We start from the raw sequence: 24523 nt of genomic DNA, 5'->3' as shown, positions 1-24523 counted from the left end.
CGTTTTTTGCCGCTAGCGGGCGTTTCGCCCCCCTCCGCACTACCCCGCCTTTTTACACTCCGAATACCGCACCGAGATCCTCTCCTGCGGCGCTCCTGCGCGCCCGCTCGACCACGCGCTCTTCCCGTTTCGACAAAAGATGCTCGCGCCTCGCCGCGAGCGCCGCTTGCAGGTCGCTTGCAGGTCGCTTTCATCGAGCGCTTCGATGAATCGCGCTCGCCCCGTTGCGCGCCCGGTGAAAACGATAACTTTTTCGCCGTGGCGCAAGCGGCGCGCGTGGACCGCGGCTCGCTGACCGAGCACGCTGACAGTCTTACGTGTTGAGTAAGTTATCCGACGAACAAATAGAAATCGCCGATTGCTTAAACTGGTCAGGCTATTTATTCTCTTATCCAAGCTACAAATTGCATACAACGATTACAAAGACGTAATGGGCTGACTCCCAACTGCGCAAGGCAACACATCTCGCAGGCGTCGCGGATAGCCATTAATTGGGATTCTTAAAACAACAGAAACATAGTCAGTGCCGAAAGAGTAAAGATTGGCGCGCGGCTCACTATCGAGACTGATGGCCGCAGTACGACTACCACATAAAAACAGGGGCAATCATTTCTATATGTCGTACAGGAAATATGCAAAAAGAGAGATCTCGGGGCACGCGGGATGATGCCTGCAAAGCCGGTACAGGAATCGGTGGGTTGCAGTCGAAAGTAACAGCGCGCCGCGTGCTTGCCGGCGCAGCCTGTCTATCCCTTTCGCTGGCGCTCGCAGCATGTGGTGGAAACAGCGGCAGCGACACGGCTTCCGGAACAACGCCGGCGCTTGAAAAGACGGCGGCATTGGCGGCGGCGTCCAGCACCGTTCCACTGCAAATGTCGCTGAAAATGAATACGAGCGGTCTGTCATCGGATGCCTCCGTTGACCGCTTCATCGTCAAGTACAGGAACGGCACGTTGGAACGCGGATCACCTTCATCGGTCCAGTCGAAACTTGACCGGCTGGCAGGTGCCTTTCCCGCGAAGGCTCGTCATTTGCGCCGAACGGGCGTCGGCTCCGACGTAGTGACGACTGAGCGCAAGCTGAGCGGCAAGGACGCCAGGGCTTTCATGCGCGCTCTCGCATCAGACCCGAACGTCGAATACGTGGAACCCGACACGGAAATGTCCGTCTTGATGGTGCCGAATGATCCGGAATACGGCATGCAGTGGGGCCTGACCTCTAACCTGAAACCCGGCACCACTACAGCAGGAATACGTGCGGAGGGCGCCTGGGACAACGCGAACGGTTCCGGCTCCGTGATCGCCGTGGTGGACAACGGCGTCACAAGTCACAGCGACCTGAATGCCAACTACCTGCCTGGGTACGACTTCACCACCAATCCCCGCGGCGGCAACGGCATCAACCCGGGCATCACCACGGAGAAATGCTCAGTCCTGTGGCACGGCACGCACATAGCAGGCATCGTGGCAGCGCAGACGAATAACGGCGTCGGGATAGCCGGCGTGGCTCCCGCCGCGAAAGTCGTCCCAGTTCGCGTCATGAATGCCTGCGGAAGAGGCTACACGTCCGATATTGCCGACGGCATTGTGTGGGCCGCCGGCGGGACTATTCCGGGCGTCCCGGCGAATTCGTATCCGGCGAAGGTCATCAATGTGAGTCTTGGCGGGTCCGGCTCCTGTGAAACGACTTTTCAGAACGCCATTGACTACGCGGTCAGTCGCGGCGCCGTTGTTACCGCAGCCGCGGGCAACGACGGTGCTAGCGCAACGAATTTTTCGCCGGCCAATTGCCGTGGCGTTATCAGTGTGGGCGCGACCCATCGGGGCGGTTTGAGGTGGGTTCGCTCGAACTTTGGTCCGGTTGTCGACGTTGCCGCGCCCGGCGACTCGATCTGGTCGACCTACAACAACGGGACAGCCGCACCGGGCACCGAAAGCTATTCATACATGTCGGGCACGTCGATGGCGGCGCCGATGGTGAGCGGAGTCGCAGCGCTTGTTCAGTCCGTGGCGCCCACGCCGCTGACATCGGCGGAAATGCGGACGCTGCTCGCACAGCATGTTCAACCGTTTCCCAGCGGCCAGCCGGATCAACCCATCGGGCCGGGCATTCTGGACGCAAACGCGGCTGTGGTGGCCGCCAGGTCCGGAAAGATTCCAGCGGCAGCGGATTTCAAATGCTCGCAAAGTCCAAACCTGATGCACGTTTCATGCACGGACCTGTCTAGTGCCAGAGGCGCACCCATCAAATCATGGGCATGGAATTTCGGTAATGGCAGTGGCGACGCTCTCTCCACGCAATCCGTCAATCCCGAGATCGACTTCGAACAGCCCGGGACTTATGAATTTACCTTCACCGTGACGGATGTTAATGGGGCCGTCAGCAAGGTGACGCGCCCGGTTCAGGTGAAGCCCCTTCTTGTTACGGACATAAACGACTATGAGTATGGGCTGCGAATTGGACTGCAACCCTCCGAGGTTCTGTACTTCTCGGGCACTGTCATACGAAGCCCGGTTCATAGCCGGTGGGTTCCCACGGAGGTGAAGTATCTGACGTTTACCCTTTCACCGGACGCACCTGGCCAGGTTGCAACGCTGTCTGTCAAAGGCGGCACGGCTTCCATGGTCCATCCCGACTGTACATCCGTCATGTCGGCAGGGCGAGCCGCCACCTGCAAACTCATGTGGCCTGACCCTGGGACTTATTACGCCATGGTGACCACCCGCACCCCGCTTGATGGCATTTCCATCAAGTACAAGGTTACCTGGCCGGTCGACGATCCAGATAGTTAACCAGCAGCGTGCCCCTGTGCCGCAGCTACGGTCACAGGGGCACACTTTCCGGCGCCATCCACCTGCCGGCGCGAATCAACATTCAACGAATTCCTGGCGACGCCTATGTCACTTATCGATAGCGATGACGCGAACTCGCTTGCTGCGCAGGCGGATGCGCATTTCTCTGTCCAGCGATTCAGCGAGGCGATGAACGGTTACCAAAACGTGTTGGCCTTGCACCCGTGCGATGCGCACGCACTGCACCGGATCGGACTCGTCTGCGTCCATAAAAACGAATTCGACCAGGCACGCGAGTATCTGGAACTGGCGTTGCAAGCCGCCCCTCATCGGGCAGAACTGTATGAACACGCGGGCCAGCTTGCGGCGCTGAAGCATGACTATGCAGCGGCCGAACGGTTCTATCGCCGCGCGATCGGACTGGCGGGCGGCACTATCAGTCTGCACAGGAATCTCGCCGACTGCCTGCGGCTGTCCGGCCGCCTGAGTGAGGCCATGGCGCACTATAAACACGCCGTTGAAATCGACCCGGCATTGCATCAGGCTATTCTTGCAATGGCACGGATCAGCACGGAACTCGGGGCGATCGATGACGCTGCGGACTATTGGCTACGCGCGTGGGAACTCGCCCCGTCCAGCCTGCAAGACGGGCTCGATCTGATTGCGGCACTCGCAAAAGCCGGCCGCGCCACTCAACTGGCAAGCGCGCTCACAGAGATAAGAACCCGCTTTGCCGACAATGCCGCGGCACTCAAATCGCTGTCGTTCGTATTGAACACACACGACCGTTTCAGCGAGGCGCTCAGCGTAGCCAGGCAGGGACTCGCCGTCGATCCACGCCATCCCCTGCTGTATCACAACGCGGCCCGGGCACTTAGCATAAGCGGCAAAGCCGCCGAAAGCCGGCCGTACAGCATGGAAGCCGCGCGGCTTCTGCCGGACAACCCTTATATGCAATTCCATCTCGCGGGCGTGCAACTTGCCCTCGGCGAATTCGAAGAAGGCTGGAAGAGATACAGATGGTTTTACGAACTCCTTGATAAGAGAACGGAACTGGTTTGTCCCAGCTTTCCTGAGTGGAAAGGCGAACCGGTTGCCGGCTGCCAATTCCTGCTGGTGGGCGAGCAGGGGCGCGGCGACGAAATACAGTTCATCAGATTCGCTGAATGGCTGCATCGGCAAGGAGCAACGGTGGATGTGCTGGTCAGCGAGCCAATCGCAGAACTGGCCGCCAGCATGACAGGGGTGCGCAACGTATTGACCAGGTTGCCGTCCGGCCCCTATGACTACTGGTGTCATATGTTACGGATGCCTGAGCACATGAAACTCGATCTGCCGATGCTCCCCGTCGTCATGCCCTATCTCGCTGCAAGGCCGGAAAAGATGCGGCACTGGGCGGCTTGCATCGATGCCATGTCGCCGCGCAGAATGCCCCATAAACTCAGACGCATTGGTGTTGTTTGGGCGGGCGGCCCGTACCACGTTCTGGACCGTTACCGGTCCATCCGCCTCGAAGCACTCAAGCCACTTTTTGCGCTTCATGAGGTGACCTGGTATTCCGTGCAAAAGGGCGAGCATGAGCACGAAAGCGAAGGTCTGGCGAATGAATATGATCTGCACACGCTGGGACCCGCAATCAATGACTTCACGGATACGCTCGCCATTCTTCACTCGCTCGATCTGCTCATCACGGTCGATACCTCAGTCGCTCATCTGGCGGGTGCTGCTGGACTGCCTGTTTGGGTACTCATCCCTGCCTGCTCGGATTGGCGATGGCTCACCGACAGAACCGACAGCCCCTGGTATCCGTCGATGCGGCTATTCCGGCAACAGGAACTGGGCAAGTGGGACCCGGTGATCGAAGAAGTCCGCAGCGAATTGTCGAAATGGTATGACGCGTGATTCACCGCCACGCGGCGGTGCTTCGCACAGTGCTTCTCGCCATGCTTCCCGCCGTGCTTCCTCAACGCATTGCGGCTCACGCCATGCGCCGGTTCGGTGCATGGCGATACGATGCCCCGCCAGAGTGCAGCCGGTTCCGTACGCCGGTTTCGCAACGCTATGATTCGCCTCGCCTTTATCAGCCGCTCCTTTTCTGGCACAGCCATTGCTTAATCGTTTGGTCCTGCAACGATGCCGGACACGATGAAGCCACGACTGTTCCGGCTTCTCCATACAATACGATTCGCTGGCCCGCCACGCACACGCTTGCGCGCATCAGCACATAATTTGTTGAACAACGACGTTCGACTTCGCCGTAGCGGGCCCCACGCCTGCGGCGGTTCGACAAGCCACACCCATGCTGCGCGTCCTGCTCGTCACCGATACCGATAAGCCCATAGGCGATCTGCGCGATGCCCTCGCGCGGCTCGGCTATGACATGCTCGCCGGCACCGCGACGCCACAGGCGCTGCATCGCGTGGTCGAAAGCGAACGGCCCGATGTGATCATCATCGATACGGAATCGCCGTCGCGCGACACGCTCGAACAACTCGCCGTGATGAACGCCACCGCGCCGCGCCCGGTGCTGATGTTCAGTCACGACGCGAACCAGCAGTTGATTCGCGATGCGGTCGGCGCGGGCGTGACCGCTTATCTCGTCGAAGGCCTCGAGACGGAGCGGCTCGCGCCGATTCTCGAAGTCGCGCTCGCGCGTTTTGCGCAGGAATCGCAGTTGCGCGAGCGTCTCGCGCAAGTCGAAAACGAACTCGCCGAACGCAAGCTGATCGACCGCGCCAAACGTCTGTTGATGGATCAGCAGAAAATCACTGAACACGCCGCCTACGCCAACCTGCGCAAGCGAGCGATGAACCAGGGTGTCAAACTCGCCGAGGTCGCGCGCGCCATCGTTGCAGCGGCAGACTCGCACAAATGAAGCGCTGCTCATGAACTCTCCTGCTCCCCTTACCTCAGCGTCCGCGCCCGCCCGGCTCGAGAAAACACATTTGCGGCTCGGCTTCGTGTCGCTGTCCGATGCCGCGCCGCTCGTCGCAGCGAAGCTGCTCGAATTCGGTCACGCACATGGTTTGACGCTGGAGCTATGCCGTCAGCCATCGTGGGCCGCCGTGCGCGACAAGCTTCTCTCCGGCGACCTCGACGCCGCGCACGCGCTCTACGGTCTCGTCTACGGCGTGCAGCTCGGCCTGGGCGGACCGCGAACGGACATGGCCGTGCTGATGGTGCTCAATCGCAACGGCCAGGCGATCACGCTGTCGAATGGACTCGCGGATGCGTTGGCCGAACATGGCACCTTGCCGAAGGCTTTGGTGACCCTCGGCCGCAAACCGGTGTTCGCTCAGACCTTCCCCACCGGCACGCATGCAATGTGGCTGTACCACTGGCTCGCTTCGCAAGCCGTGCATCCGTTGCGCGATATCGAAAGCGTCGTGATTCCACCGCCGCAAATGGTCGCCGCGCTTGCCGAAGACAAGCTCGACGGCTTGTGTGTCGGCGAGCCGTGGAATGCCATGGCCGAAGCCGAAGGCGTCGGCCGCACGGTTGCTTATACGAGCGAGGTTTGGCCCGATCATCCGGAGAAGGTGCTGGCATGCCGGCGCGATTTCGTCAGCGCCAATCCGAATGCGGCAAGAGCGCTGGTGCAGACGATGCTGGAAGCGTGCCGCTGGCTCGACGGCGCCGGACATCGTGCGGAGATCGCGCGCTGGCTCGCACGGCCCGAATTCATCGGTATCGACGAGGCGTTGATTGCCGCACGGCTCGGCAACGAGATTGCGGCTGCAACACCGCGACGTCTGCCGGTCCGGTTCTTCGACAATGGCACGGTGAATTATCCGCACACGATAGAGGGCGCTTGGTTTCTCACGCAGTTCGAGCGCTGGGGCATGATCGATAGGCGCACGGATTACGCGGAGATTGCGGCGAAGATCAATCAGACGCAGTTGTATCTCGAGGCCGCCGCACGCGTCGGCGTCGCGGTGCCGGACGACGCGCGGCGATCCATGCGGGTCAGAAATTGAAGTTGTCGATATTGCTCGCGTCGAACGTGGTCGGCGGTCCGAGAATGATCTCGCCTTGCGGCCCGATCGTGCGCTTGCCGAGCTTGCCGGCGTCGAACGATTCGCCTTCTTTGCCGGTTATCGCACCGGAAGACAGGTTCGCCGCGGCATAAGCCGCCAGATAACCGAGCTGGTTCGGATCCCAGAGCTGGAACGCCTTGACCGTGCCGTTCTTGACGAACGCACGCATCTGGTTCGGCGTGCCCAGCCCCGTTACCGCCACCTTACCCTTGCTCGACGAACTCGAGATATAACGCGCCGCCGCCGCAATGCCGACCGTAGTCGGCGCGACAATCGCCTTCAGATTCGGATACGCCTGCAACAAGCCCTGCGTTTCGACGAACGACTTCTGATCGTCGTCGTTGCCGTAGGCGATTTTGACGAGCTTGATCTTCGAGTACTCGGGCTTTTTCAGTTCCTCCTGCATCCATTTGATCCACGTGTTCTGATTGGTCGCGTTAGGCGTGGCCGACAGCACCGCGAACTCGCCCTCGCCGCCCATCAGCTTCGACACCAGCTGAATCTGGCCGCGGCCGATGCCCTCCGCGTTCGCCTGGTTGACGAACAGTTGCCGGCCTTCAGGCGCCGTGTCCGAGTCGAAGGTCACGACCTTGATGCCCTGCGACATCGCTTTCTTCAGATACGGCACGACTGCGTTGGCGTCGTTCGCGGCGATCACGATCGCGTCCTGCCGTTGCGTGATCAACGTATTGATGTATTGCACTTGCGACGAGGCGCCCGCATCCGACGGGCCCACTACCTTGCCCACGCCGCTGAATTCCTTGATCGCCGCCATGCCGCCGTCGTCGGCGATCACCTCATAGGGGTTGTTGATCTGCTTCGGCACGAAAGCGATTTTGAGCCCGCCTTTCAGGCCCGCAGCCGATGCCGCGCAACTGATCGCCACCAGAGCGATGCAAAGCGCGGCCGTGCCGGTGTGACGTAGAGGTTTGAACATGAAGTGTCTCCTGCCTTGTTGTTGGACGGAATGCTGTCCGGGTTGCCGGTGATTTCTCTTTCAGACAGTTTTTATGGGGAAGTTATAAAGAAGACGCGGACTTCGCGATGAAACGCCGGTCGCGCGCCGCGCGCCAGCGGGCGACCAGATTGGGAATCAGCACCGATGCCAACAGCAGCACGCCCGTGACGATCGTGAGCGTTTCGCTCGACACGTCGTCGAGCGTCAGTGCGTTTTTCAGCACGCCGATAATCAGCAGCGAGAGCAGGACGCCGATCATCGAGCCGCGTCCGCCGAAAATGCTCACGCCGCCGAACAGCACGGCCGCGATCACCGACAACTCGAAGCCTTCGCCGTTGTCGCCGCGCGCACTGGTAAACCGCAGCGTATAGACGACGCCCGCCAACGCGCTCATCGCGCCGGACAGCACGAACAGACGCAGCCTGATCTTCGCCACCTCGATGCCCGAGAAAGCCGCGGCGGTCGGATTCGCGCCGATCGCATACAGGCTGCGGCCAAACGCGGTGGATTGCAGCAGCACGGTAAACAGCACCGCCCCGGCGATCACGATCGAAAACGGCAACGGGATGAAGCTCGCGCCCACTGTATCCATGCCGAACGCCGTATAAGCCGCTGGAAAATCCGCGACTGCCTGGTCGCCGAGCAGCACATACGCAAGGCCGCGAAACAGCGCCAAGGTGCCGATCGTGACCGCGAGCGAAGGCAGATTGAGCTTGACGATCACGAGGCCGTTGAGCAGGCCGGCGAGCGCGCCGGCAATCAATACGAGCACGATCACCACCGGCATCGGCAAGCCCATATGCCAGAGCACGCCCATCAACGCACTGGATGCACCCAGCACCGACGCCACCGAAAGATCGATTTCCGCCGCGACGATAATCAGCGTCATCGGCAACGCCATCAGCGCGATCTCGGTCAGATCCGCCAATACGTTGCTCAGATTGGCGCCGGTCAGAAACACGGGCGACAGCAACCTTCCAAGCGCGAGCGACAAAACCAGCACGATCACCAGCAATACTTCCCATTGCAGCGGCGTTTCGCGTTTGCGCGTAAGCAGCGCGGAATCGGGTTTAGCCATGATCGCGTTTCCTCATCATGCGTTTGGCGACGGAACGGGCCAGCAAGGTATCGGCGGCAATCGCGGCGACGATCAACGCGCCTTCGATCGCCTGTTCCCAGAATGGCGACACGTGCAACACGACCAGCGCGATACTGATCACGCCGAGTACGAGCGCGCCGAGCGTTGCGCCGAGAATCGTGCCAACGCCTCCGGTAATCGCCACGCTGCCCACCACCGCTGCCGCCACCACCTGCAATTCGATACCCTTCGCGGTGCTCGCATCGACGGTGCCGAAACGCGCGAGCCACAGCGCGCCCGCGAACCCGGCGATTGCGCCGGACAACAGAAAGCCCGCCATCACGCGACGCTCGACGTTCACGCCGGCAAGCCGCGCAGCTTCGGGATTCGAACCGATTGCATAGTGTTCGCGGCCGCCGCGAAACTGTTTCAGGTACACGGAGAGGCCGGCCAGCACGACGACGGCGATCAGCGCGAGCGTCGGTATGCCCAGCAAAGCGCCGGTCGCGAGACGGGAAAACGCGTCGGGCAAACTGGTCGCGTTGATCTGTCCGCCGTGCACCCACGCATAATCGGCGCCGCGAAAGATGTAGAGCGTGGAAAGCGTCGCCACCAGCGACGGCACGCGTCCCACGGCAACCAGCAGCGCATTGATGCCGCCCGCCGCCAAACCGATCGCCAGTCCCGCAAGCAGAGCCACGATCACCGGCATATGCGGAAACGCGACGTACAGATTGCCGACCGCATAGGCGCTGATGCCGACCGTCGATCCCACCGACAGATCGATATGCCGCATCAGGATCACCACCGTCATGCCCGCCGTCAGCAGACTGATGATCGACACGTTCAGCAGCACGTCACGCAGATTTTGCAGATTGAGGAACTGCGGCTTCGCGAGCCCGGTGCCGGCGATCAGCAGGATGAGCACGACGAATAGCGTCGTCTCGCGGCTCCTGGCGAGATTCGCGAGGAAGCCGCCGGCATTTCCGTTCGGGCGCTTCGCGACGCTCGCCTGAACCGGCACGGGATGGGTGGAAGAATGGCGCATCATGCGGCGCCCCCCAGTCCCCCAAGGGGACTTCCTTCGGGGCGGGGGACTTCCTTCGGGGCATGCCCCAAAGGCGGAAGCGGTTGACCGAGCGCGGCGCCCATGACGCGCTCTTCGTCGGCCTCGGCGCGCGCTATATCCGCGCTGATACGCCCCTCGTGCATCACCAGCACGCGATCGGCCATGCCCAGCACCTCGGGCAATTCGCTCGAAATCATCAGCACCGCCATGCCGTCGCGCACCAGTTCGGCGAGCGCGCTATACACTTCGGCCTTGGCGCCGACGTCGATGCCGCGCGTGGGTTCGTCGATGATCAACACTTTCGGGCCAGTTGCGAGCCACTTGCCGAGCACGACCTTTTGCTGATTGCCGCCGGATAGCGTGCCGACCGGCGCATTCGGGTCACCGGCTTTGAGGCGCAAGCGCGTGCCCCATTGATCCGCCAGTTGCGTCTCGCTGCGCGCGGAGATGAGCCCATGTTTGACGAGCCGCCCGAGCACTGTCATCGAGGCGTTGCGCGCGATGCTCAACTCCAGCGCCAGACCTTGCTGCCGGCGATCTTCCGGCACCAGCGCAAGACCGGCCCGCACGGCCTCGGCGGGGCGGCCCGCTGTGAGACGCTCGCCGCCGATCCAGATTTCGCCGGCGTCGAGCGGATCGATGCCGAAGATCGCCCGCGCCACTTCGCTGCGCCCCGCGCCCACCAGGCCCGCCAGCGCGACGATCTCGCCGGCGCGGACGTCGAACGAAACGTCCTTGAACACACCCACGCGCGTGAGGCCGCGCACCGACAAACGCACTTCGCCCGGCGGACGATCCGCCTTCGGATAGAAGCTCTCCAGATCGCGGCCGACCATCTTCGCGACGATTCCCTCGGTCGTGAGGTCCGCCGTGAGCGCGTCGAACACTTTGGCGCCGTCACGCATGATCGTCACACGTTGCGTCAGCGTGAACACTTCATCGAGCCGATGCGTGATGAACAGAATCGCCACTTCGCGCTCGCGCAGCTTGCGCACGATCGCGAAGAGCCGCTCCACTTCCGGCAATGACAATGCGGCGGTCGGCTCATCCATGATCAGCACGTTCGCGTTCAACGACAACGCCTTGGCAATTTCGATCACCTGCTGATCCGCAATCGACAAACCACGCACCAGCTGATCGGCGCGCAAATCGACACCGAGCGAAGCCAGCAGGCCGTCCACCTCGCGGCGCATCGCGTCGTATTGAATGCGGCCGAGCCGATCGACCGGCTGCCGCCCCATGAAGATGTTTTCCGCAATCGACAGATCGAAGAACAGCGTCGGTTCCTGATAAATGACCGCGAGGCCCGCATCGCGCGCTTCAGCCGGCGTTGCAAAGCGACGCGCAACGCCGTCGATCAGCAGCTCGCCGGTGTCCGGTTGATGCACGCCGGCGAGAATCTTGACTACCGTCGATTTGCCCGCGCCGTTTTCGCCGAGCAGCGCATGCACTTCGCCTGGCCATAGCGCGAGATCGCCGTCGGATAACGCACGGACCCGGCCGAAAGATTTGCTCGCATGCCGCAGTTCGAGCCTGGGCACCGCGGATGTCGGTTGCTGCACTGCGTGTCTCCTTCTTTGCGCTCACTGGGTGAGGCTTTCTTCAGATGCTCAGATGCGATAGAAACGCTCCGCGTTCCGGCAGAACAGCGCATCTTTCTCCGCTGCGCTCGCGCCGCCCACGATCGACGCATACGCGTGCCACAAATCCGCGTACGAACCGAACAGGCGATCGACCGGAAAGTTCGACGCGAACATCGCGCGTTCCACGCCGAACGTATCGATCGTTTCCAGCACATAAGGCCGCAGGCTTTCGACAGTCCACTGATGATCGAACATCGCCAGTCCGCTGATCTTCACCGCGACATTCCTGCAACCCGCCAGCAAACGCATGCCGTCACGCCATGCGCGATAACCGGCCACGCTGTCGCGATCCACGAACATCCCCGCATGGTTGACGATAAAGAGCGTGTCGCCATGCGAGCGCGCCAACGCAGCCGCCTCTTCCATCTGCGACGGAAACAGTTGCAGATCGAACGACATGTCGTGACGGCGCAGCAACCCAAAATGCTCGCGCCACTGCGGCTCGCGCATGAAATGACGACCCACGTAATCGAACAGCTTGTTTTCGTGCACGTTCAGGATTTGCCGCACGCCGCGCGTATTGGCGAACGCCGCATGCGCTTCGAGCACCTGTGGCGCGTTCGGCGCCGCCAGGTCCACGGCCGCGACGATCGCATCCGGCATGCCGCGTGATTCGGCGCGATCCGCGATCGACTGCAACCAGCGCGTTTCCTCGACCGGATCGGCGGGATCGTGATTCGCTTCGACGTGCACCAGCTTCAGCACCTCGATATCCGCTGCTTCGCCGAGCAAATCGGTAAGCAGGTAGTCGTGCTTCAACTCGCGAGCGTCGCCCACGAACGACACGCCCGGATTCTCCAGCCACGGATAGCGATGCGTTTTCAGATCCCACAGATGGATATGCGAATCGACGACCTGCATGCGACACCCTCCGCCTTCTGTTGGCAAAAAGTCAGCAACCTCAGCTGAGCGAGCTCAGATGAAAGACCAGCTCGAGCGGCTGTTGAAGCGGCGTGTGATCGGGCGCCGTCTGCATGATGTCGGCCATGTAGTCCCACCATTTGCGCATCACGTCGAGTTGCGGCAGCTCGTCCATTCGGTGATTCGTGTTGCGGGTCAGAACGGCGAAAAGATAGTGCGAGTCCGCGTCGAAGAAGATCCGATAGTCGCGCACGCCCGCGTTGTGCAATGCATCAACCAGCTCGGGCCAGATTTGCGCGTGACGTCGTTCGTATTCCTCGCGCATGCCGGGGTTGAGCACCATCCGGAAAGCGATTGTTTCCATTGCGGCCTGTCTCCCGTCGTCTTCGGGCGCTTTCCTGGCGAAGCGTCTGAAACGACTATAATTCCTGCGTCGATAGCATCTCAATCCGTTGTTGGGATTGGGCGATCCAGAAACCGAATCGCACCGGAACCATGAGCCAACACTCTGCTGCCGTCGCCCTCGTTAATCGGCTCAAGTTCAAGCACCTCGCGCTGCTCGTCGCGCTCGACGACGCCCGCAATCTCCACCAGGCCGCCGAGGCGATCAACGTCGCGCAACCCAGCGCGAGCCGCATGCTCGGCGATATCGAAGAAGCGCTCGGCTTCCTGCTGTTCGAGCGCAACGCGCGCGGTATGACACCGACTCCGCTCGGCGTCGTCACGCTCGCTTACGCAAGGCGCGCGCTGGCCGAATTGACCCGTTTCGCCGAAGACCTCGAGGTCAAACGCCGCGGCGGACACGGCCAGTTGACCGTCGGCGCGATCATGGGCGCCGCGCCCGATCTGCTGGCCATGGCGGTCGCCGCGCTGAAAACCGAAAGCCCGTTGCTGAACGTGCGCATTCTCGGCGAAACGAGCGATCAGGTCGTGCAATTGCTGCATCGCCGCGAAGTCGATCTGGCGCTTGGGCGCCTGACCAGTCCGCTGCAACACAACGATTTCAGTTTCGAGCCGCTCGCGCGCGAGACTTTGCTGCTGGTCGTGCGTTCGGTGCATCCGCTGGCGCAGCGCGCTTCCCTCACCTTGCGTGAGCTGATCGACTGGCCGTGGGTCGCGCAACCGGTCACCAGTCCGGCACGTGTGCTGTTCGAAGAGGAACTCGCGCGCGCGGGGCTCGCCACGCCCGTGAACCTGACCGAATGCGCATCGATCTTCGCAACCCTTCAGTTGCTGGAAAACTACGATGCCGTGGCGATGCTGCCGGAGTCGGTCGTGCGCGATCATCTGCGCGGCAAGCTGCTGGTTGCGCTGCCGCTCGAAATCGGCAAGAGCCTCGCCGGCTTCGGCATTCTCACGCGCAAGGAAGAAGCGCTTGCCGAACCGGCGCTGCGTTTCATCGACCTGTTGCGCGGTTTTTCGCGCAAGCTCGCACGCGATGGCTCCACCTCCCCCGCACCGGGTTCCGTCATCGCGTCCGCACCGGTCAATTGACATTGGCATCGGCGTCGTGCGTCACTGCAAATTGACGAACAGACCGCCGTCCACCAGCAACGCGGCGCCGGTCACATAGCGCGCGCGATCGGACGCGAGGAACACCACGCAATCGGCGACGTCTTCCGGACGGCCCAATCTGCCGAGCGGAATGCGTTTCTCGAAGTAGGCTTTCTTTGCTTCGTCGGCGAGGTCTTCTGCATTCAGGTCGGTCGCGATCGTGCCCGGCATCACCGAATTGCAGCGAATTCCGTATGGCCCCAAAGCGACCGCGCACGATTGCATCAGCGAATGCACGCCCGCTTTGGTCGGCGTGTAGTGGGTCTGCATGCCGCCGCCCACCAATGCGCTAATCGAACTCGTCGCGACGATCGCGCCGCCCGTGCCCTGCGCTTTCATCTGCTGCGCCGCCGCCTGGGTGACATAAAACGCGCCGTTCAGATTGACCGCCACCGTCGACTCCAACACTTCAGGCGGCATATCGAGAAACGCATGGAACGGACAGATGCCCGCGTTGCTGGCGAGCACATCGACTTTGCCGAATGCTTCGACGGTACGGCGCACGAGATGCTGACCGGTCTCACGCGCGGCGACATTGCCCTCGATCGCAATCACGCGCCGCCCCAGTGCCTCGATTTCGCCGACCACTTCTTCGACGGCGGAACGGCGCCCGTATGATGCGTCGTTATCGCCCCAGTAGTTGATCGCCACATCCGCGCCTTCGGTTGCGCACGCAACCGCTATCGCGCGGCCGATGCCACGCGAGCCGCCGGTGACGATCACGACCTTGTCCTTGAGCAGCACGTCATTCTCCTTTGTCGATCGGAGTTGGCGCTTTAGCGCTTACTCCGATCCCATGGACCAACACGGTGCTTTACCGTTAATGAGCGATCAATAAGCGTTCGATCGGTATTCAACGCGGATAAGGCCGCACCAGCGCACATTCCGGATTCAGGCGCACGCCGAAGCCCGGTGTGTCCGGCACTGTCATTCTTCCGTTTACCGGCACGGGTTCGTCGAGCAGAAGCGGCGTGAACATCGGCACGACCTCGTCCGCTTTCGGCGCCATCATCAGAAACTCGGCGAATGGCGAGTTGTGCCGCGTGACGACGAAGTGATAGCTATACACCGACGAACCGTGCGGCACCACCATCACATTGTGCGCGTCGGCAAGCGCGGAAATCTTGATCAGCTCCGTCATGCCGCCGCACCAGCCCACATCCGGTTGAATCAGATCGCAGCACTGCATTTCCAGCAGCATGCGAAAGCCCCAACGCGTCGCTTCATGTTCGCCGGTCGACACCATCATGCCGCGCGGCACGTTGCGGCGGAGTTCGGCGTAACCCCAGTAGTCGTCCGGCGGCAGGCATTCTTCGATCCACTTCAGGCCGTATTCATGCGCCGCCTGGGCGAGCCGCGTTGCATACGGCACGTCGAGACTCATCCAGCAATCGAACATCAGCCAGAAGTCGTCGCCGACGCGGCTGCGCATGTCGGCCAGCCTGGCCAGATTCTGCTTGAGGCCCGCATCGCCTTCCGCGGGACCGTGCTGCAACGGCAACTTGCCGCCGATGAAACCCATGTCCTTCGCGAGGTCCGGGCGGGCGCCGGTCGCATAGAACACGAGTTCGTCGCTCACCTGGCCGCCCAATAGCTGGTACACCGGCTCCTTGCGGACCTTGGCGAGCAGATCCCACAACGCGAGATCGACGCCGGAAATCGTATTCAGCACCACGCCCTTGCGGCCGTAATACAGCGTCGAGAAGTACATCTGATCCCACATCTTCTCGATGTCGGTGACGAGCTGGCCTTCGAGAAAGCGCGCCAGATGTTTCTCGACGATGAACGCGCCGATCTCGCCGCCCGTGGTCACCGCGAAACCGACGGTGCCGTCGCTCGCTTCGATCTCCACCACCAGCGTGCCGAGCACATTGATCCCGAACGACTGGCGGCTTTGCCGGTACTCCGGATAACGCGCCATCGGCGTTGAAATGTGATCGTCGATCCAGTGTCCGTCGGGTTGATCGTGATAATCCGCACCGCCGCCGCGGACGATGAAGGCACGCACGTGCCGGATAGTAGGCATGACCATGAAAAGGGGCTCCGTTGTAGGTTCGTCGAGAGCGCAGCCGAAAACGCGCCTAGCGGGCGCGGTGCAGTAAATGATGGAAGGACCACGCCGAACGCGCGCCGTCGCGGCGCAAGAGCGCGCCGATCAGCAGCGCCGCCAGCAGACTCGCTGCGCCCAATACGGCCAGCCCCGCCGACGTCGACGAAAACGCGCGCTCAGCCGCCGTGCGCAGGCTCGGGGCAATGAAGCCGCCGAGGCTGCCGAGCGAGTTGATCAGCGCGATACCGCCCGCAGCCGCCGCGCCGGTGAGATAGCGTGTCGGAAAAGTCCAGAACAACGGTTGTGCCGCGATAAAGCCGCTGGCCGCGCAACACAGCGCGATCAATCCGATCGACGGGTGATGCGCGAGGCCCGACACGCCGATGCCGAGGCCCGCAAGAATCAGCAACGCGACGGCCCAGACTCGGTGCGTGTCGAAGCGGTCCGCGCGGCGCGGCACGTACCAGGTCACCGCCAGCGCGCACAGCCACGGCAGCGCGGCGACGAGTCCCACGCGAAAGCCGACCGTCGTGCCGAACCAAGCGGCCACCTGTTGCGGCAAATAGAAGATCACGCCGTAGACGCTCATCTGGATCAGCAGATAGATCGCGGACAGCAGCAATACACGGCGATCCAGCAGCGCGGCGAGAATGTGATGCGGCCCATGCGCCGATGCAGCGCGCGCATCGTCTTCGAGCGCGCTGCGCAATACTGCCCGTTGTTGCGCGTCGAGCCAACGCGCGTCTTCCGGGCGGTTGTCGAGATACCAGAACGCCCACACGCCGACCACCGACGCGAGGCAGCCCTCAATCAGAAACAACCATTGCCAGCCGGCCAAACCTGATACGCCATGCAGTTCGAGCAATGAACCCGACAATGGACTGCCGAAAATGAACGCCAGCGGCGCACCGAAATAAAACACACCGACAGCACGGGCCCGCGCCGTTTGCGGAAACCAGTGCGTCAGGTAATAGATCACGCCGGGAAAGAAGCCCGCCTCGGCGACACCGAGCATAAAGCGCAGTGCGTAGAACGCCGCGGGCGTATGGGCCAACGACATCGCCGCCGATACGAGTCCCCACGTCACCATGATCCGGCACATCCAGATGCGCGCGCCGACCCGATGCAGCAGAAGATTGCTCGGCACTTCGAACAACGCATAGCCGACGAAGAACACGCCCGCGCCGAATGCGAATGCCGCGTTCGACAAACCCGTATCGTGCTGCAACGCTTTCTGCGCGAAGCCGATATTGGCGCGGTCGAGAAAGGCCAGCACATACATCAGCAACAGAAACGGCAACAGCCGGCGCATAACCTTGCTGTTGATCGCCTCGAGCGAAACTGGCGGATGCGGATTCATGTTGTCTCCTTCGCAGCTCGCGCGCGTGGCGCGCTGCGTTTTTTTGCTCTCGTGCCTGTCGTGACTTTCGTGCCTTCAGTACGTCGCGCGTCCGCCGGACAGATCGAACACCGCGCCGGTGCTGAACGCGCAATCTTCGGACGACAGCCAGAGAATCAGCGACGCCGCTTCTTCGGGCAGCAGGAAACGATTCATCGGGATCTTCAAGAGCATGTAGTCGATATGCTGCTGCGACATAGAATCGAAGATCTCGGTTTTGGCCGCAGCGGGCGTGACGGCATTGACGAGGATGTTCTTCGTCGCGAGTTCTTTGCCGAGAGATTTGGTCAAGCCGATCAACCCGGCTTTGGACGCGCTGTAGTGTGACGCGTTCGGGTTGCCCTCCTTGCCGGCCACCGAAGCGATATTGACGATCCGGCCATAGCCTTGCCTGAGCATTTGCGGCACGACCGCGCGGCAGGTGAGATACGGGCCAATCAGATTCACGTCGATCACGCGGCGCCAGATGTCGGGTTCCAGCTCCCATGTCGTGCCGTTACCGCCGGTGATGCCCGCGCAGTTGATCAGCACGTCGATCGCGCCATGAGCCGCGACGGTTTGCGCCACCGCCTGGGTGACCGCCGCTTCCTGAGTGAGCTCGACCGTGATGGCGGACACCTTGCCCAGTTCGCTCAATTCGCGTGCGCTGCGCGCAAGGCGCTCGGCGTCGATGTCCCACAGCGCGACCGAGGCGCCCGAGTTCAATGCCCGTTGCGCCACCGCGTAGCCAATGCCGCGCGCACCGCCGGTAATGACGACGACGCGCCCCTCCAGATCGATTCGATTCATCGCTGTGCTCCTGTGGCACGCTTAAGCGGCGTGCTTTTCAGTTGTTATTTCTGCTGGCTCTGTTTTCTGTTCAGCAAATATACGGGCGGTGCGATACGCTAACAATCCGAGTATTGGAGGGGGCGATAACAAAAGTGGATCGCCGGGAGGAGCACAGTACGGAGGTTGCCAAGACGCTGGTTCGTCGTAAATAAAACCTGTCCGCGCGTAAATAAATCTGTCTTGGCGATTTCTCGCAATAGAAACTGGCCTGACGCTTCGCCTCGGTCTGCATCATTTTCAAATCAAACTGGCCTGAGGTTGCGAATCCCTTACCTGGCGGGCAACCGCTGCCGAAGCGCGGAGCGCCCCTAACACTACGCCACCACCACAGTAACTTCGTTGAATTTTTTACAACGCTGGACTTCCGAGAAATCGAGCGCAATCTACGAAGGCTACTGACGCCAACGAAGCGGTAGCTTAATGAGCCTGGTTCGTCGATGTGCTGCCTCGGCTATGGGATACGACCTTCGCATCAAGCGCAAAGAGAACTGGTTCGACGAAGGGGCGGAAATCAGTCTTCACGAGTGGAAGACCTCTTTAGATACTGGTGCCATTTGTTGGCTGCCCGAAAGGGAGCACCCCAAGGCCGCCCCAGTTGATGAGTGACGTCGCCCTGCGGAATCCAGCGCATCCGAGTGTGCACCAGCATCTCGTCAATGCTGGCCGGCGTTAAGCAGCATCCAAATCTGCCGCGTCGGTGGCTCGGCAAGAATCCGCGCAAACACCGCGGGGCATCGAACGCAGGTGCAGTGCTCTTCTACTCGCGCGTCTTTGACCGCGCCGATACCGTTAAGCGTGAGGTCCTGGTGCGGAAGCTCTTCCGCCGGCTTACCGTACAGGTCAGCGCATGGCGCGCGGAGTTGAATCCAAAGGTCCATTCATCAGTTGTCGGCAATTTTGAGCGACATGCGGCCATGTCGATGCTGGTGGAAAGCATATGTTTCAAAGCGAGGAGTATCTGCGACGGGGCGTCACAAGGTAGACCATTTGAGGTAAGCGCACCATTAGTGCCCACGCCATCAAAAACGAACACCGAGTCGATGTCTTTCGCGGTTAGTCGCCAAACGGGTTGCCGGTGTCTTTCACTTCGGTATTGAGGTTGTATTCCGCACGCACGGCCTTGAGCACGCCCTCGATGTCGCGCTCGAAGCCGACCGCGTTGCCGAAGTGGGTCATGTTCCAGTTGCAGCCTGTCTTGTCAGCCTCTTGCAACTGCGGCCGCGGCACACGAATCTTCACGCCATCCTCGACGATTTCCTGCAGTCGATGGATTCGCCGGTTGACCTCCTGTTGAAGCTGCGAGGCATTGAGCGTCTTGCGTATCATCCAAGTCTCCTTCCGGTTGCTCAGGCCAGTCTAGCGCAAGTGAGGCGTTCCGCGACCTGGCGCTGAAATGCTAAGTGCCTGAGAGAGAGCAGGCGCCTTGGTTCGTCGGGGTGCGTCAGTAGGTCAATACGCGACAATCACGACACCGCTGCCGCCAATGCCACGACCACCGATGCGCACATCCGCTTCCGGCGTGCCTTGCGATGCTTGTTTCCAAACCGGGGCCGGGCATGTTACCGGCGGACAATATGACGAAACGTACCAAGGCCCCGTGAGACTTGCTCCAGGCGGCGCCTCGGCCGGAATTCTTTCACTCAACAAAGCTGCCTTGCCGAATGCGTCTGGGCGCGGTCTTTGTGGACACTGTCGGAGTGGGGCTGCTTGAAGTCGGTGCACCGCGAGATAATGTTTCCGTCCAGTGAACAACATTCACGAGTAGCGACGGCTTCTCATTGTGGACGAGACATCGAGAGTAGCCGCCGCGCAATGACGCGTGAGCGACAGAAGTCGAAAGGCACACGAGTAGCGCCAGTGGCAACCAGTTACATCCACCGGAACTTAAAGTCGATGACCGGAGCTAGCCACGCGCCCCGGTTGACTATTCTTTAAGCAGCCGACGTGGCTTTCCTCGGCTGGGTCAGCATGGCTGGCTGCAAAATCTCGTTGAGCTGAGACTGACTCAATAGCCCTTTGCTAATCACTATCTCCGCCACGCTTCGACCAGATGCAAGGGCTTCCTGTGCAACCTCCGTCGCATACGCATACCCAATGTATGGGTTAAGCGCTGTCACGATTCCAATCGAATTTTCGACGATTGACCGCAGCCGGTCCCGATTGGCTGTGATTCCGTCGACACATCTGGACGCCAGCGTCAAACATCCTGCCCGCAGATGGGCGACACTCTTGAAGAGGCTGTGCGCGATGATTGGCTCGAACGCGTTGAGTTGAAGCTGCCCGGCCTCTGCGGCAAAGCTGACGGTCACGTCATTACCGATGACCTCAAACGCTATCTGATTGACGACCTCGGGTATGACCGGGTTGACCTTGCCCGGCATGATGCTGGAGCCGGCCTGAACCGGTGGCAGATTGATTTCCCCAAGACCTGCGCGGGGGCCGCTTGAAAGGAGCCGGAGGTCGTTGCACGTCTTCGAAAGCTTCACCGCAACGCGCTTCAACACACCAGACAGTTGCACAAATGACCCGACATCCTGCGTCGCTTCGACCAGGTTTGGAGACGTCGTCAACGGAATACCGGTTACGTTGCTCAGGTGACGGCATACGAGTTGTGCATACTCGGGATGAGTGTTGATGCCCGTTCCAATGGCTGTTGCGCCCAGGTTAATCTCACAAATCAACTTCGATGCTTCCCTGAGACGCTCCTCGTCTTCGCCGAGCATGACAGCAAACGTGCTGAACTCCTGTCCCAACGTCATGGGAACTGCATCCTGCAGTTGAGTTCGCCCCATTTTCAGGTCGTCCTTGAACTCTTCGGCCTTCCGTTCGAACGATGCTCGAAGCACGGCCATTGCGTCTACCAGTTGCATGATTCCCGCGTACGTCGCGATTTTCAATGCAGTCGGGTATACATCGTTCGTGCTTTGCCCGAGGTTGACGTCCTCATTGGGATGAAGGATGTGGTACTCGCCTCGTTCGTGCCCGAGGTGCTCAAGAGCAAGATTGGCAATGACCTCATTCGCGTTCATGTTGGTTGAGGTGCCGGCACCGCCCTGAATGACGTCAACGACAAAGTGCTCGTGTGCGATACCGGAACGGACCTGCCTGCAGGCTTGCACAATAGCCGACATCTTGACCTCGCTGAGAAGCCTAAGGTCGTAATTCGCTAGCGCAGCCGCCTCTTTAACGTTCGCAAGCGCGTTGATGAGATTCGGATAAGCCGAAATAGGAATTCCTGTGATGGGGAAATTCTTGAGTGCGCGCAGCGTGTGGACGCCATAGTAGGCTGCCGCTGGTACGGCGAGGTCGCCGAGAAGGTCGTGTTCGATGCGTTCGATGGCCGCGAGCATAGCTATCCTTATTAGGTAAAAATTTGGACGAAGTGCAACACCCGACGCCCGTGTACACCACAGGTCGGAGGAAAGAATGATTCGCTCGGTCGCTTATGGGCGGTGCGATTCCGATGCTGCAGTTGCGTATGCAACGCACTGCCGGGCAAGTACGTCTGTAGGGTCCACCAGGCGGACCGATGTACCACTCGTACCGACAAAATCCGCCCGCGGAAACAGTAGCGGCAACTCGGTGCAGCCAAGGATGACGACTTCTACGCCCTGGGAAATGAGTCCATCTATCGCAGCAGCGATATCAGACTGGCATCGCCCGGTCGTGAATCCTGCTTTCACGCCTTCCTTGCCATAAATTGCATCCATTACTCGCGCCTGCAAAGCCGGGCCCGGAACGACCTGCGTTAACCCTTGTGAAGAGAGCGCCTTTTTGTATACACCGCTTTCGACCGTACCCGAGGTCGCCAGCACGCCGACTGAACGCAGCGAGGGAAAGGTCTCGCGAAGGTAGCGGACAGTAACCGTCAGCATGTTCACGATAGGTATGCCGAGATAGGGCTGGATACGCTCGACGAACGCGTGAGCAGTGTTACACGGGATAGCAATGATGTCCGCGTCTCCGGCTTCGAGCTTCTTGCATGTCGCGTAAAGGGAGATGGTCGGGTCAGGTCCATCGCCAATCAGGCTTTCTGTGCGGTCCGGAATCTGCGGGTTCTGCTCGACCAACAGTTTGATGTGGTCCTGGTCCCGTTTAGCGGGCGTGTTGCGCACTATCTTATGGATGAAATCGACGGTTGCCGCTGGTCCAACCCCACCGACTATACCGACCTTGAACAGCGTTTCGGGCGAGGAAAACTGACCCGATACAACGTATTGCGCATATGCCAGATTCGAATCGAGTAGCGGCACCTGCAGCGGGCCAATCTCCTCGGCTACCAGAGCGATTTCGGTCAGACCCGGGACAATGAGGTTGACGCCCTGCGAGATGAGGTCCTCACACGCCTCGCGCAAAAGCTTCACCGGTAGGCCACTCAGGTTCCCGCTCTTAACGCCCTCAGACCCATATACGGCTTCTGTGACGAGGTCCAGGCTCTCCCGGTGGCGGGGATAGACAACCTCAAACTCGGGCGGTGCAAAATATTTCTCAAACAAACCTTTCCTACGCGTGTAATCGGACGCCAGCACACCGATTCGACGCACGGCAGGAAATTTTCGCCGAACGTGACTGCGAACAGCCTCAACCATGTTGACAATCTGAAGCGGTGAATTTGCCTTCAGCTCGTCGATGAACGTGTGACTGAGGAAGCAAGGAAGCACGACCGTCGTCACGCCTTGCTTCTCGAAGCGGCCAATCAGGTCGAAGATATACAGCTTGCGTTGCGTCGTGGCCTCAGTCCCAGTACCCAAACTTCCGAAAGGATGCTGTTCGAATACCACGTCGAAGTGCTCCGCGTCGCTGGTAGCAGGAGTCGATTTGACGAGCTTGAAGAATACGTCCGCGCTTGCCAAAGGCCCCAGGCCACCCACGACCCCGAACCTGCGCACGTTCCTTTCCTTCACTTCCCTCATTCCGTCTCACCTTGCAGTTGAACGAAAGCAGTGTCGCTGGCGCGTTTCGCATGCCTGGCTGAGCGCTTGGCCTCCCACTTCGCGATGACGGCCGTTGCGATGCTGTTGCCAATCACGTTTGTGGCGGTTCGCCCCATGTCAAGGACCTGGTCGATGGCGAGAATGAGCACGACTCCGGACGGCGGCAGATGGAACATCGGTGCGACAGCAGCAACCACGACCACCGAGCCTCGGGCGACACCTGCCATTCCCTTGCTGCTAACCATGAGTACGAGCAACATCATGATTTGGGCACCCAGTGGCATATCGATGCCGAAAGCCTGTGCGATGAAAATCGCAGCGAAAGCCTGGTACATCATCGAACCGTCCAGATTGAATGCGTACCCAAGGGGCAAGGTGAACCCGACAACCTTTTTGTCGACCCCGAACTCTTCGAGCTTTTCGGTCAGGCGGGGGTAAGCCGCTTCGCTGCTCGCCGTCGAGAAAGCGAGCATCGCAGGCTCCCGAACCGCCTTTAACAGCGCCCAAATCTGCTTTCCGAGAAAGCAATAGCCAACGATGATGAGAAGCGTCCAAAGAAGCGCCAGACCGACATAGAAGCTGCCGATGAGCTTGCCATAAGTGGTCAATACATCCAGGCCGTGTACCGTAATTGCTGCGGCGAGCGCGCCGAATACACCAATGGGCGCGAGGCGCATGACGTAGTCGGTCAGCTTCAGCATTGCGGGCACCAAGGCATCTACGCCTGCAATCAACGGCGCCACGCGTGGGTCGGTCTTGATGACGCTCAGCACGACCCCAAACAGTACAGAAAAGACAAGGATTTGCAGGATATCGTTTCGGGCCATCGCATCGATGATGCTCGTCGGAAACGCATGGGTTACGAAGTCCTTGAAGTTCAGGCCAGCGGTATTCAGACCTGTCGTGACATCGACGCTTGTCTGGACCATATGTAACCCTGCGCCTGGCTGAAACAGGTTCGCCAGGACAAGACCGAGAGCGAGGGAGAGGAGAGACGCGCAAAGGAACCATCCCACCGACCTGAATCCGATTCGGCGTACGTCGCTTGTTCCCGCCATGCCGGAAAGTCCAGACACCAACGTCGCAAAGACCAGCGGCGCGATAATCATCTTCACAAGGCGAAGAAAGATATCGGTGATGATTGAAAAGTAGCCGGCGATGGTCTTCGCTTCAGCGGCATCCGCGACCGACCGGTGGCAGATGTATCCAACGACAACGCCGAGCACCATGCCGACAAAAATATATAGTGTGAGGCGATTCTTCATTTGAATCCGTCCAGAATGGCGCCCGGCGGTGGGATGCATCACCGGGCGCATG

Annotated in this window: 19 protein-coding genes; 5 read left to right on the top strand and 14 right to left on the bottom strand. The window is 60.6% G+C overall.

The window, feature by feature from the left end:
• The first annotated feature begins 698 nt into the window (after positions 1–698).
• From AC3WLT_RS01430 to AC3WLT_RS01415, 4 genes are all read left to right on the top strand, one after another.
• Positions 699–2792 (top strand): S8 family serine peptidase, encoded by a 2094-nt coding sequence (locus AC3WLT_RS01430; RefSeq protein WP_492590040.1) that lies wholly within the window; start codon positions 699–701, stop codon positions 2790–2792.
• A gap of 105 nt (positions 2793–2897) precedes the next feature.
• Entirely contained in the window at positions 2898–4694 is a 1797-nt protein-coding gene (locus AC3WLT_RS01425) for a tetratricopeptide repeat protein (RefSeq protein ID WP_492590038.1), read from the top strand.
• A gap of 397 nt (positions 4695–5091) precedes the next feature.
• Positions 5092–5667 (top strand): ANTAR domain-containing response regulator, encoded by a 576-nt coding sequence (locus AC3WLT_RS01420; RefSeq protein WP_115100235.1) that lies wholly within the window; start codon positions 5092–5094, stop codon positions 5665–5667.
• Between the two features lie 10 nt (positions 5668–5677).
• Positions 5678–6769, top strand: coding sequence for a CmpA/NrtA family ABC transporter substrate-binding protein (locus AC3WLT_RS01415; RefSeq protein ID WP_492590036.1), 1092 nt, complete (start codon positions 5678–5680; stop codon positions 6767–6769).
• Here the strand turns inward: AC3WLT_RS01415 and rhaS are convergent.
• The 6 genes from rhaS to rhaM all read right to left on the bottom strand — a co-directional run bounded on the left by rhaS (position 6759) and on the right by rhaM (position 12802).
• Positions 6759–7766, bottom strand: coding sequence for a rhamnose ABC transporter substrate-binding protein (gene rhaS, locus AC3WLT_RS01410; RefSeq protein ID WP_492590034.1), 1008 nt, complete (start codon positions 7764–7766; stop codon positions 6759–6761). The genes AC3WLT_RS01415 and rhaS overlap by 11 nt on opposite strands.
• Positions 7767–7848: 82 nt before the next feature.
• A complete protein-coding gene (locus tag AC3WLT_RS01405) occupies positions 7849–8865 on the bottom strand; it encodes an ABC transporter permease (protein WP_492590032.1) in 1017 nt (338 codons plus the stop codon).
• Positions 8858–9916: an ABC transporter permease gene (locus AC3WLT_RS01400; protein WP_492590030.1), complete on the bottom strand. Its 1059-nt coding sequence runs from the start codon at positions 9914–9916 to the stop codon at positions 8858–8860. The genes AC3WLT_RS01405 and AC3WLT_RS01400 overlap by 8 nt, the downstream gene beginning before the upstream one ends.
• A complete protein-coding gene (locus AC3WLT_RS01395; protein ID WP_492590028.1) occupies positions 9913–11496 on the bottom strand; it encodes a sugar ABC transporter ATP-binding protein in 1584 nt (527 codons plus the stop codon). The genes AC3WLT_RS01400 and AC3WLT_RS01395 overlap by 4 nt, the downstream gene beginning before the upstream one ends.
• 48 nt (positions 11497–11544) lie before the next feature.
• Complete coding sequence (locus AC3WLT_RS01390; protein WP_492590026.1) at positions 11545–12438, bottom strand: amidohydrolase family protein; 894 nt, start codon at positions 12436–12438, stop codon at positions 11545–11547.
• Between the two features lie 40 nt (positions 12439–12478).
• A complete protein-coding gene (gene rhaM, locus AC3WLT_RS01385) occupies positions 12479–12802 on the bottom strand; it encodes an L-rhamnose mutarotase (RefSeq protein ID WP_115100242.1) in 324 nt (107 codons plus the stop codon).
• Positions 12803–12933: 131 nt separating this feature from the next.
• On the opposite strand from rhaM, the gene AC3WLT_RS01380 reads away from it, so the two are divergent.
• On the top strand, positions 12934–13932 hold the full coding sequence (locus AC3WLT_RS01380; RefSeq protein ID WP_492590024.1) for a LysR family transcriptional regulator: 999 nt from the start codon (positions 12934–12936) through the stop codon (positions 13930–13932).
• 21 nt (positions 13933–13953) lie between these two features.
• Here AC3WLT_RS01380 and lra1 read toward each other — a convergent pair whose 3' ends face one another.
• The 8 genes from lra1 to AC3WLT_RS01340 all read right to left on the bottom strand — a co-directional run bounded on the left by lra1 (position 13954) and on the right by AC3WLT_RS01340 (position 24471).
• Entirely contained in the window at positions 13954–14736 is a 783-nt protein-coding gene (gene lra1 / locus AC3WLT_RS01375; RefSeq protein ID WP_492590022.1) for an L-rhamnose 1-dehydrogenase Lra1, read from the bottom strand.
• Between the two features lie 109 nt (positions 14737–14845).
• Positions 14846–16024, bottom strand: a complete 1179-nt coding sequence (rhmD, locus tag AC3WLT_RS01370; protein WP_492590020.1) for an L-rhamnonate dehydratase — start codon at positions 16022–16024, stop codon at positions 14846–14848.
• Positions 16025–16073: 49 nt separating this feature from the next.
• The gene (locus tag AC3WLT_RS01365; protein ID WP_492590018.1) at positions 16074–17402 is read right to left on the bottom strand and encodes an MFS transporter; all 1329 of its coding nucleotides are present in this window, start codon (positions 17400–17402) and stop codon (positions 16074–16076) included.
• 75 nt (positions 17403–17477) lie between these two features.
• Positions 17478–18230, bottom strand: a complete 753-nt coding sequence (locus tag AC3WLT_RS01360; RefSeq protein ID WP_492590017.1) for an SDR family NAD(P)-dependent oxidoreductase — start codon at positions 18228–18230, stop codon at positions 17478–17480.
• A gap of 1095 nt (positions 18231–19325) precedes the next feature.
• Entirely contained in the window at positions 19326–19598 is a 273-nt protein-coding gene (locus AC3WLT_RS01355; protein ID WP_062091079.1) for a hypothetical protein, read from the bottom strand.
• Positions 19599–20203: 605 nt separating this feature from the next.
• Positions 20204–21622: an aspartate ammonia-lyase gene (gene aspA / locus AC3WLT_RS01350; RefSeq protein ID WP_492590015.1), complete on the bottom strand. Its 1419-nt coding sequence runs from the start codon at positions 21620–21622 to the stop codon at positions 20204–20206.
• Between the two features lie 93 nt (positions 21623–21715).
• Positions 21716–23185 (bottom strand): cysteate racemase, encoded by a 1470-nt coding sequence (cuyB, locus tag AC3WLT_RS01345; RefSeq protein WP_492590013.1) that lies wholly within the window; start codon positions 23183–23185, stop codon positions 21716–21718.
• Positions 23182–24471, bottom strand: coding sequence for a dicarboxylate/amino acid:cation symporter (locus AC3WLT_RS01340; protein ID WP_492590011.1), 1290 nt, complete (start codon positions 24469–24471; stop codon positions 23182–23184). Before AC3WLT_RS01340 ends, cuyB begins: the two co-directional genes overlap by 4 nt.
• Between the last annotated feature and the right edge of the window lie 52 nt (positions 24472–24523).

Source organism: Paraburkholderia sp. FW306-2-2C-D06C (assembly GCF_058781505.1).
This window is presented reverse-complemented; position numbering and strand designations above follow the sequence as displayed.